This window comes from Geoglobus sp., from assembly GCF_054018175.1.
In genome coordinates this window covers 1-9401 of record NZ_JBPLZQ010000034.1, presented here as the reverse complement: position 1 = coordinate 9401, position 9401 = coordinate 1, and the positions used below count along the sequence as shown (strand labels likewise).

Genomic DNA, 9401 nt, shown 5'->3' with positions numbered 1-9401 from the left:
TTAGGTGGTATAATGTGGAGAGCTGGTTATTTTGACAGTCCCTCCAAATGGCATCACAAATGAAATCAAAAGCGATGAAAAATTTTTATCCATCTCACCTTACCTCTGCCAATGAAGGAGAGAATGGAAAAGTACTGGCATATCCCGTTTATTCTCATCGCAATATCTATTGGTCTCTACTTAAGAATTGCCAACCCCTGGAATGCCGTTTTCGTGCCATGGATGGAGGGGGCAAGGCTGAGCGGAAACGACCCATGGTACTACTTCAGACTTATCGAATCTGCAGTACATAATTTCCCAAACAGGATATGGTTTGACGCCTTCACCCACTATCCACATGGCACATACACACACTTCGGACCTTTCCTGGTTTACCTCGGAGCTTTAGTCTCGATGATCTTTGGAGCAACAACACCTGCAGAAATAAGAACGGTAATTGCCTTCATCCCAGCAGTGGGAGGTGCTTTACTGGCTATACCCACATATATTCTGACAAAGGAGATTGGAGATTTTTGGAAAGAGGGCTGGAGTGATTTCTGCATTTGTGGTTATACTCATTCCAGGCCAGCTTATGGCCAGGAGTGTTCTCAGCTTCAACGACCACAACATCTGGGAGGTTTTCTGGCAGATTGCAACTCTGGGGACTTTCATGCTGGCATACAACAAATGGAAAGGTTACGACGGAGATCTGAAAAACCCCAAGATGCTCGCATATCCTGTTATTGCAGGAATTTGTATAGGGATGTACCTCTTGGCATGGGGTGCAGGATTTATTGCCGCACTAATCATTCTGACCTTCGTAATCCTATCGTTCTTATTGAAGAAGGTCATCCAAGTGGATACTAGCGCACTTGCCAGAGTCTCAGTAATCTCATTTCTCGTGGCTTCTGTGATCTACCTGCCTTTTTCACACAAATTCCCTAACTTCGCTGTGACATATTACTCACCCTTCCAGCTAAGCGTGATGCTCGGATCAGCAGTTATTGTGGCAGTGCTGCACGCTGTCGAGGTAAAACTCACCAAAAACAAAAAGTTTGACCAAAGCTGGATATTTCCTGCTGCAGTAGGAGCAACAATTGTTATCGCCACCATGTTGCTATATCTAATCTCACCAGAGTTCATCAGAAGCTTGCAATCCATACTAAGGGTTATCCAGCCAAAAGGTGGACAATTAACCATCGCCGAAGTTCAGCCCTTCTTCTCCCTTGGCGGAAAGTTCAGCCTAACACCGGCGTGGCAGAACTTCAGCATCACATTCTTCTTCGCGATTCCGGCCATGCTCTACTACGCGTACAGGTTCGTCAGGGCGAGAGACGAGAGGCTCCTCTTCGTCCTGATCTGGGGATTTGCGATGCTCATAGCCCTTACTGGACAGAACCGCTTCGCCTACTAATTGGGAGTGGTTTCGGCAGTTTTCTCATCTGCAATCGTGAGCGAGATCCTCGAGAGGGTCAGGTTCTACGACTACGTTTCCGCTGCCCTGAGGAACGATGAGAGGGCGATGAAGAGGATTGGAATCAAGATCTTGGTGGCCGGAATTCTCGTGCTCCTCGTCCTCATATACCCGACGCTATCGCAGGCAAACGAGTACAGCAGGTGGTCCACAGGGGGATCAACGAGCAGTGGTACGACACCCTTGTCTGGATGCGGGAAAATACTCCGGGTAAGGAGATGTACGACCAGTTCTACTACCAGCTTTACAAACCACCTGAGAGTTTCAGAGAGCCGTACCCGTACTATCCTGAAGGAGTGTACAGCGTTATAAGCTGGTGGGACTACGGTCACTGGATTACGGCAATTGCACACCGCATTCCCGTTGCCAATCCATTCCAGCAGGGCATAGGCAACAAGTACAACGACGTGCCAGGAGCTGCTCCGTTCTTCACGGCGTTCAATGAGAGCTATGCCGACAGAATAGCAGAAAAGCTGGGTGTGAAGTACGTCGTCAGCGACGTGGAGATGGCGACAGGCAAGTTCTACGCGATGGCGGTCTGGGCCGAGGGCAGCCTTGAGAAAGCGGGCCAGATGTACTACTCGGGGACCGGTGTTGTGTACGTGGACCCCAGCGGCAATCTCGGAATTTCATTGACAGGCAGAGTTCCTTTCGGTGCGAGGCCCGTTTCCGGAATAAACATTCCGAGCGAGAACTACTACAGGACTATGGAGGCGAGGTTCCACATATTCGACGGAAGTGGTCTGAAGCACTACAGGATGGTCTACGAGAGCGGTTTTGGAGACAACACGTACTCGGGCTTCCAGGAGCTCGTCTACAGAAACATCTACAACTCAGTCTACGCAAAGAAGCTCGGCTTCGGCAAGGTAGAGGCGAGGTCCACGGGATACGTGAAGGTCTTCGAGCACGTTAAGGGAGTTACTGTGAAGGGGAAGGCGAGTGGCGACGAGGTTATTGCAAAGGTAACGATCAAGACCAACCAGGGCAGGGTGTTCGAGTACGTGCAGAAAGCAAAGGTCGTGAACGGGGAGTACGAGCTGACACTTCCATACGCCCAGAACACCACCTATCCCGTTAAGCCGGTCGCAGACTACACCTTGGAGAGTGGAGGCGTTGTGAAAACGCTGAGAGTCTCGGACGAGCAGGTTGAGAACGGAGACGTTATCGTTCTCGACCTGACCTGACTCCAAAATTTTTTATGAGCCAGTCTGTTCTCAAACAGGCTTTAGTGTCTTCATTTGTACGTTTTCCTGAGCCTGACAGTTTTGCTCATTCCGTTGCTGTATCTCTCAACAATCCCCCTCTCCTCAAGACTTCGCAGTATCCTTGACAAAGTGGATTTGGGAATGCCTGTCCTTGCAGATAGCTCTACCTGAGTCATCTCTCCAAACTCGTGAAGGCACTCAACTACTCGTCTCTCGTTATCCTTTAACGACCTCAACAGGATCGATATCTCCCCCGATGAGTTTTGAAGTGCTGAATTGCTATTACCACAATTTTTCCCCGAATTGTTTGAGAGCCTCCCGACAAAATCTTTCACAGCCCACAATATCAAAACGATGAACAGGAGAGCAAGAGTTCCCTCTACGAAGTCCCCTATCATCAGTCCAGCGATATACGCGGCAATTGCAGTGAGTGCGCACTCTCTCGTTATTTCGATTTTCATAATCTCCCCACCAAGAAAAAATTTAAAAAATTTATGTCAATTTTAAGTATATCCACCATCTCTCGTGATGTGTAAGTACTTATCAACTTGTACCCACGCCCACGCATCAACGTCATCTACGCCGGGCAGTACGTTATCGAAGCCAGCTCTGGCATCAACTCTTCCAGCCACTGATGTCCATGTTGCATCACTATCGAAGTACTCAACGTTCCAACCCAAGAATCCATTTGCATAGACACTGGAATTGTCTGCAACGTAAAAGACCCTATCTCCAGGATACACATGGAAGTATCCTTTAGCCGTTAGTTTCCAAAGCGTAATTCCTAACGCATTTTTTGCCTCAATTCCAGACCAAGCCTCAACAACAGTAACAGAGGTTGTTATCAGTCTCAGCTCTTTTAACAATATGCCTCGCTCCTTCACTATTGTCGCTGGTTCCTCATTTTTTGTGGTCTTTAAAAACTCCACTTTTCTTTCAACTTTCCTCTCGATCGTCTTTGGTACGACTTCTCTTGCTTTCAAGCTGTTTCCTACTTTGTAGACCTCGATGTATTTTAGTGTTTCATTCTTCTTTAAAACAACGAGAGAGGTTTCGTTATCTGAATCTACTATATAAATACCAACGTAAGTCCAACCATCTCCAGCAGTTTCCAGAGATTTCTGAACTATTTTATCTCTTACAGTATTCGTCTGCTCTGCTGCAACCATCCCAACCACCAATAGCGTTGCAATCATCCACAATACGATTCTCCTAATCTCCATCACCTCCAAATTTTTTCTTTCTATATGTTGAAACATCATAAATAACTAAAGTGAAACTTCTTGGAACAGCTTATAAATGATTGTTCCATTCGTTTGGAAATGGTTCATACATTCCTGGAGTGGTAATATGGATAGGGACATTAAAAACAAAAAGTTGGTTTCAGAGTTCTCACAGCTCCAAAATTCAGCGAAAGGTTTAAATTTTAGCCCATCTGGGGGGTTGTAATGAAGCTTATCGCCTGTCCATCATGCGGTGAGGACATAGTTATAAGAGACCTTTACGAGGGCGTGGAAATGCAGTGCGACTTCTGCGGAGCCGTGCTGATTTACGAGGACGGGAGGTTCATACTGCTCGACACCAACGAGGAGTTCGATCCGGAGGACCTGGAGAAGGACTTCTCGGACGAGAACAGGGATGACTTCGAGGACGACCTCGACTACGACGGGTTCGAGGACTATTACGAGGAATAGAAAGGATTTTATTTTTTAATTATTAACCCTGCTCCATGAAACTTCTCGCAATTACGGGAACCAAGAGGAAGGGTAACAGCCTTATTGCCGCGAGCTACATCGCCAGGAAGCTGAACGCAGACCTCGAGATTTTGAACCTTGTCGAAAAGGATATCCAGCCGTGCAAGGCCTGCTACGCCTGCCTTTTCGGCCAGAAGTGTTCCATACAGGACGACGTTGAGGATATCCTGAACAGCATCAGGGAGGCGGACTTCATCCTGATCTCCTCACCTGTTTACTGGCTCGACGCTACCGGAAAGGTGAAGATGCTCCTCGACAGGATGTTCATGGCCCTTCAGTACTTCGAGGAGCTGAGGGAGAAGAGGGGGGCTGTCGTGTACTTCTACGGGTTCGAGGAGCTGAGGGGGTGGGCGTCCAACACGTACAACATCCTCCTGAGGGTTCTCGGGATCACGCCCGTGGCCGTCGTGCCGATTCATGCTGCTCTTCCCGGAGAGGTGCTGAAGGACGAGAACGTCAGAAAGCTGGACATGCTCGTGGATGCCATAAGGAACGGGAAAACGCTGAGGTTCGAGGGGCAGTGTCCTGTTTGCTTCTCGGAGGTCTTCAAGCCGATCGACGGTGCGCTCGAGTGTCCCCTCTGCCACTCGAAGCTGAACTCCAGCCTCGAAGTCGTGCGGGAAGGCGGAACCCTGAGCTACGACTGGATGGTGGAGCACTACGACGTGCTCAGGGGGATGAAGGAAACATTTTTAGAGCAGAAGGATGAGCTGAAGGCATTAAGGGATCGGTATGGAGTTTGAGGATGAAATCAGACAGATATTCGACGAGGAATTCGTAAGAAGGGCTGTAAAGCTGAAGAAAACCGGAAACATATTCAACCCCGTTTTCTACATACTCTTCACGAGGCTCGTGGAGATCTCGAGCATAATAAACGACGTCGTCCTGCCGAACCGGCTCGAGATCGAGGAGATGTTCAGAACCCGGAAGGAGTTCCTCCAGCTCGACATGAAGACCATAAACGAGACGCTGAGGAGGGTCTGGATCTTCGAGATAAGGAGGGAGGAGGAGTACAGGTTCAGCAAGGGCATAGAGGACCTGATGTACATAGTCTACAGGATGAGGGACATACAGAAGAGGATAGACGAGGTGCTGCTGAGGCACATAAGCAAGTGGGAGAAGGAGGAGATTCTCGAGCTTTACTTCATCCTGGGGAAGGTCCTGCTCGAGGTAGAGGAGAGGATAGTTGACATAGCCTCGAAGGAGGCGAGGGTGGCCTGGCTGAGGTGGCTCATGGACAGCATGGGGGTCAACTCGAACGTTGTCAGCAATGTATATGAGTACCTGAGCGGAACGGGGCATCCACTCGCAGTAATCCGTCTCGCGGAAACCGGAGACTTCAGGGAGATTCCGGAGTTCGAGGAGATGCTGAAGGGCCTGGACGAGAACACGAGGAAGATCCTGCTGAACGGGATGAAGGTCGTTTTCAGAGAGGTGGAGTGATCAGAAAAGGTTCTCTGGGCGATCAAAGTCCCTGTAGTCCAGGAAGATCTCGTTCACCCTCAGCTCCGCTCTTATGCCGTTCTCAACCAGTGGGGCCAGGTAATTCAGCCCCGCAAGCACGACGAGCCTCGCCCTCACGCCAGGTGGAATGTTCAGGCTGTTCTCCGGCGAGCCCTCCAGGTACACCACCCCGCCGAATCCCCTCGACTCTGCCCTCTCCACCTCTCTCCTGGCAATTTCAACAGCATGTTTGCTCAGACTCCTTATGGCCGTTATCAGATAACCCTCTCCAGATTTAACGGCTTTCCAAACGCTCGTAAGCCCCGATTTCAGGAAGAGCCACCCCGGACTCAGCGTTGTCCCGGAATAGCTGATAACATCCCTTATTCCTGCCGGGGAGTTTCTCCAGTATAGCAGACCCGCATACTCCGGCAGGAGGTTGATCCCGGCCCTTCTCAGGATCACGTCGAATATCGTGTTTGAGATAACCGCAATGGCAACTCTCCCCTCCTCAACCTCAAACCTGTCCACCACCTCGCTCTCATCAGCAACGCTGACGAGTCTGGAGATCAGAAAATCAGCCCTGGAGGTTTCGAGCATGATCTCTCCAGCTCTCTCGAAGTCGTCCTTGTCAATGATGGCCACGTCAGTCGGAACGGTTCCGGACATCCTCACCAAGTCGAACGTGCAGTGGTAGGCGTTGAACTCTATCACGTCGGTGAACTCTCCCAGCCTCTCGAAGACGTTTACTCTCTTCAGGATCTCGAAGCCGGCCTTGGTTATCCTCACACCTCTTACGGCCTTCCTGACGTAGCCCATCCTCTCGAGCTTCTTCAGGTGGTACCTCACTGTCCTCGGATCTATGACTATGCCCTTCCGCTTAAGAATCTCCGCTATCGCGTAGGAGCTCTTGGGCTCTCCGTCCTCAAGGGCCTCCAGTATCGAAGCGAGGGTTCTGTCGAGCATGACAAAAAATATACCTCAGATCACGCCCTCATTCCTGAGCCTCTCGATCTCCTCCCTGCTGTAACCGATCCTCGACAGAATCTCGTCCGTGTGCTCCCCGAGTCTCGGAGGTCTCCTCACCTCGACCTCGAAGTCCGAGAACTTCACCGGGTTGTTGAAGAGCTTTATCTTGCCCAGCCCTGGATAATCTACATCCACTATCACGTTCCTCGCCCTCGTCTGAGGGTGGTTCACAACCTCCTCAATCGTGTTCACCGCACCACACGGAACTCCGGCCTTCAGCAGAATCTCTATCCACTCGTCCCTGCTCCTCTCCCTCAGCTTCTCCACTATGATCCTCTCCAGCTCGTCCCTGTGCCTGAGCCTGTCCTGATTCGTCGCGAAGCGGGGATCGTCCATTATGTGCTCCAGGCCGACAGCCTTGCAGAACGCCTTCCAGTGCCACTCGGTGGCCACGACGATGTTCACAAGCTTTCCGTCTCCCGCCGGATACGGCTCGTAGGGCGTTGCCAGGAAGTACTTCGACCCCATCCTGAGCTCCTCGTCCTTCATCCCCTCCACCAGCACCATGTTCATCAGGTTCATCATCAGCGTGACAGCGCAGTCGAAGAGCGAGACGTCGATCTCCATTCCCTTTCCCGTCCTCTCCCTGTTGAACAGCGCCACCATAACCGCGTAAACTCCGTAAAGCGCGGCAAGCAGGTCGGTTATCGGGACGTTAACCTTCGACGGGTGCTCTTTTGTGCCCGTGTAGCTTATGATTCCCGTCTCACCCTGCATGACCTGGTCGAAGGCCGGTCTGTCCCTGTACGGCCCTGTCTGTCCAAACCCGGAGATGTGGCAGTAGATTATATCCGGCTTCACCTTCTTCACGCTCTCGTAGTCCACGCCGAGCTTCTTCACCACTCCAGGAACAAAGTTCTCTATGATCACGTCCGCTTTCTCCACGAGCCTGAAGAACACCTCCCTGCCCTCCTCCCTCTTCAGGTCGAGCGTAATGGACTTCTTGTTCCTGTTTGTAACGGCAAAGTAGAAGCTGAGATCACCCCTTATCGGTATCCAGTGCCTCGCGAGATCTCCAACTCCCGGCCTCTCAACGTGTATCACCTCAGCCCCCAAGTCGGCGAGCAGGGTGCCGACGTAAGGACCCGCAACTGCCTGCCCGAGCTCGATCACGGTTATGCCTTCGAGAGGCAGTCCTGACTCTCCCACACCCATCACCTCACTTTATGCACACAACAGGTATCTCGGCCTCGAGGATGACCTGCTGGGCTGTGCTGCCGAACAGGAGCTTTCCTGCGGGACTCCTCTTCCTCACACCTATTACCAGGAGCTTCGCACCAACCTCCTGGCAGAACAGCAGGATGTCCTTCGCGGGTTCGTTGCCCCTCATGAGCAGGTGAGTCTCGACCTCAGCGCCATGCTTTCTTGCGAGCAGCTCTGCCTCACCAAGCATGTCTTCCGCGCGCTCCACGTCCTCCCTCGTGACCCTCGAACCTCCGGGCATCGAGTGTATTATGTGGAGCCTCTCCCCCCTCATCCTCGACTCCTCGGCCGCAAACCTGACTATCCTCTCCATCCTGTCTCTCCTGTCAATCGCCGCGACTATCATGGCTAAACCCCCACGTAGGCTCTCCTAACCACATCCGACTCCCTGATCTCGTCCACCGTGCCCTCGGTGACCACCATCCCCTCTCCCAGAACGTACGCGTAGTCAGAGATTTCGAGCGAGGCGAAGACGTTCTGCTCGACGAGGAGTATCGTCAGTCCCTCGTCCTTGAGCCTCGAGATCGTCTCGAACACCTCCGCAACGAGCTTTGGCGCGAGACCCTGGCTCGGCTCGTCCATGAGTATGAGCTTCGGAGCCGTCATCAGCGCCCTCGCTATCGCCAGCATCTGCTGCTCCCCTCCACTCATCGTCCCCGCCTTCTGCTTCTTCCTCTCCTTCAGCCTCGGAAAGAGCGTGTAGACGAGGTCGAGAGAGTCGTCGAGTTTCTCCTCAGCATGCTTCGTGTACGCGCCGAGCATCAGGTTCTCCTCGACAGTCATCGAGGGGAAGAGGTGCCTCCCCTCCAGGACCATCGTCATGCCCACCTCCACCTTCAGGTGGGGGGGCATGTACGTAACATCCCTGCCGTCGAACTCCACCACTCCCTTCCACGGCCTGTTCAGCCCGAAAATCGCTCTGAGCGTGGTCGTCTTGCCCGCTCCGTTCGGGCCGAGGATCGTGGTTATCGTGCCCCCTTTCACCTCAAGGTCAACGCCCCACAGAACCTGCATCTACCCGTAGCCCGTCTCGAGGTCCCTGACGAACAGCATTCACACCACCTTCCTGCCGAGGTACACCTCAATAACCCGGGGATCGTTGAGGACCTTCACTGTCTCTCCCTCCACCAGCTTCTTCCCCTGGTGCATCACTATGACCCTTTCAGCGAACTTGGTTATCGCGTGCATGAGGTGCTCGACCATCGAGACGACAGCTATGTCCTCCTCCCTCCTTACATCCTTCAGCAGTTCTATGATCCTGTCCACGTCAGAGGGATTCATTCCAGCCATGACCTCGTCGAGCAGGAGCATCTT

Annotated in this window: 12 protein-coding genes and 2 pseudogenes; 6 read left to right on the top strand and 8 right to left on the bottom strand. The window is 52.1% G+C overall.

What is annotated here, in order from left to right; translation table 11 throughout:
* Positions 1-111 precede the first annotated feature (111 nt).
* Positions 112-447 (top strand): annotated as a pseudogene (locus tag ACXJJC_RS02785) (STT3 domain-containing protein); the annotation flags it as partial.
* Between the two features lie 55 nt (positions 448-502).
* A complete protein-coding gene (locus ACXJJC_RS02780) occupies positions 503-1393 on the top strand; it encodes an STT3 domain-containing protein (RefSeq protein WP_456369304.1) in 891 nt (296 codons plus the stop codon).
* Positions 1394-1464: 71 nt separating this feature from the next.
* On the opposite strand, the gene ACXJJC_RS02775 is transcribed toward ACXJJC_RS02780, so the two are convergent.
* On the bottom strand, positions 1465-1605 hold the full coding sequence (locus ACXJJC_RS02775) for a hypothetical protein (protein ID WP_456369303.1): 141 nt from the start codon (positions 1603-1605) through the stop codon (positions 1465-1467).
* Between ACXJJC_RS02775 and ACXJJC_RS02770 the strand changes: the two genes are divergently transcribed.
* The gene (locus tag ACXJJC_RS02770; RefSeq protein ID WP_456369302.1) at positions 1597-2637 is read left to right on the top strand and encodes a hypothetical protein; all 1041 of its coding nucleotides are present in this window, start codon (positions 1597-1599) and stop codon (positions 2635-2637) included. The two genes, ACXJJC_RS02775 and ACXJJC_RS02770, sit on opposite strands and share 9 nt — an antisense overlap.
* Before the next feature lie 50 nt (positions 2638-2687).
* Here the strand turns inward: ACXJJC_RS02770 and ACXJJC_RS02765 are convergent, their stop codons facing one another.
* The gene (locus tag ACXJJC_RS02765) at positions 2688-3119 is read right to left on the bottom strand and encodes a helix-turn-helix transcriptional regulator (protein WP_456369301.1); all 432 of its coding nucleotides are present in this window, start codon (positions 3117-3119) and stop codon (positions 2688-2690) included.
* Between the two features lie 42 nt (positions 3120-3161).
* Positions 3162-3881, bottom strand: a complete 720-nt coding sequence (locus ACXJJC_RS02760; protein WP_456369300.1) for a hypothetical protein — start codon at positions 3879-3881, stop codon at positions 3162-3164.
* 225 nt (positions 3882-4106) lie between these two features.
* Here ACXJJC_RS02760 and ACXJJC_RS02755 point away from each other — a divergent pair, with 225 nt between their 5' ends.
* The 3 genes from ACXJJC_RS02755 to ACXJJC_RS02745 are packed head-to-tail and all read left to right on the top strand — an operon-like array spanning position 4107 to position 5855.
* Positions 4107-4352, top strand: a complete 246-nt coding sequence (locus ACXJJC_RS02755; protein WP_456369299.1) for a hypothetical protein — start codon at positions 4107-4109, stop codon at positions 4350-4352.
* 35 nt (positions 4353-4387) lie between these two features.
* The gene (locus ACXJJC_RS02750; protein WP_456369298.1) at positions 4388-5155 is read left to right on the top strand and encodes a flavodoxin family protein; all 768 of its coding nucleotides are present in this window, start codon (positions 4388-4390) and stop codon (positions 5153-5155) included.
* Positions 5145-5855, top strand: a complete 711-nt coding sequence (locus ACXJJC_RS02745) for a hypothetical protein (protein ID WP_456369297.1) — start codon at positions 5145-5147, stop codon at positions 5853-5855. The genes ACXJJC_RS02750 and ACXJJC_RS02745 overlap by 11 nt, the downstream gene beginning before the upstream one ends.
* Here ACXJJC_RS02745 and ACXJJC_RS02740 read toward each other — a convergent pair whose 3' ends face one another.
* From ACXJJC_RS02740 to ACXJJC_RS02720, 5 genes and pseudogenes are all read right to left on the bottom strand, one after another.
* Positions 5856-6821: an NrpR regulatory domain-containing protein gene (locus ACXJJC_RS02740; RefSeq protein ID WP_456369296.1), complete on the bottom strand. Its 966-nt coding sequence runs from the start codon at positions 6819-6821 to the stop codon at positions 5856-5858.
* Positions 6822-6836: 15 nt separating this feature from the next.
* On the bottom strand, positions 6837-8039 hold the full coding sequence (locus tag ACXJJC_RS02735) for a CaiB/BaiF CoA transferase family protein (protein WP_456369295.1): 1203 nt from the start codon (positions 8037-8039) through the stop codon (positions 6837-6839).
* 4 nt (positions 8040-8043) lie between these two features.
* Positions 8044-8433, bottom strand: coding sequence for a universal stress protein (locus ACXJJC_RS02730; protein ID WP_456369294.1), 390 nt, complete (start codon positions 8431-8433; stop codon positions 8044-8046).
* A 2-nt stretch (positions 8434-8435) separates the two neighbouring features.
* Positions 8436-9101: an ABC transporter ATP-binding protein gene (locus ACXJJC_RS02725; RefSeq protein WP_456369293.1), complete on the bottom strand. Its 666-nt coding sequence runs from the start codon at positions 9099-9101 to the stop codon at positions 8436-8438.
* A 39-nt stretch (positions 9102-9140) separates the two neighbouring features.
* Positions 9141-9401: pseudogene (locus ACXJJC_RS02720) on the bottom strand (ABC transporter ATP-binding protein); the annotation flags it as partial.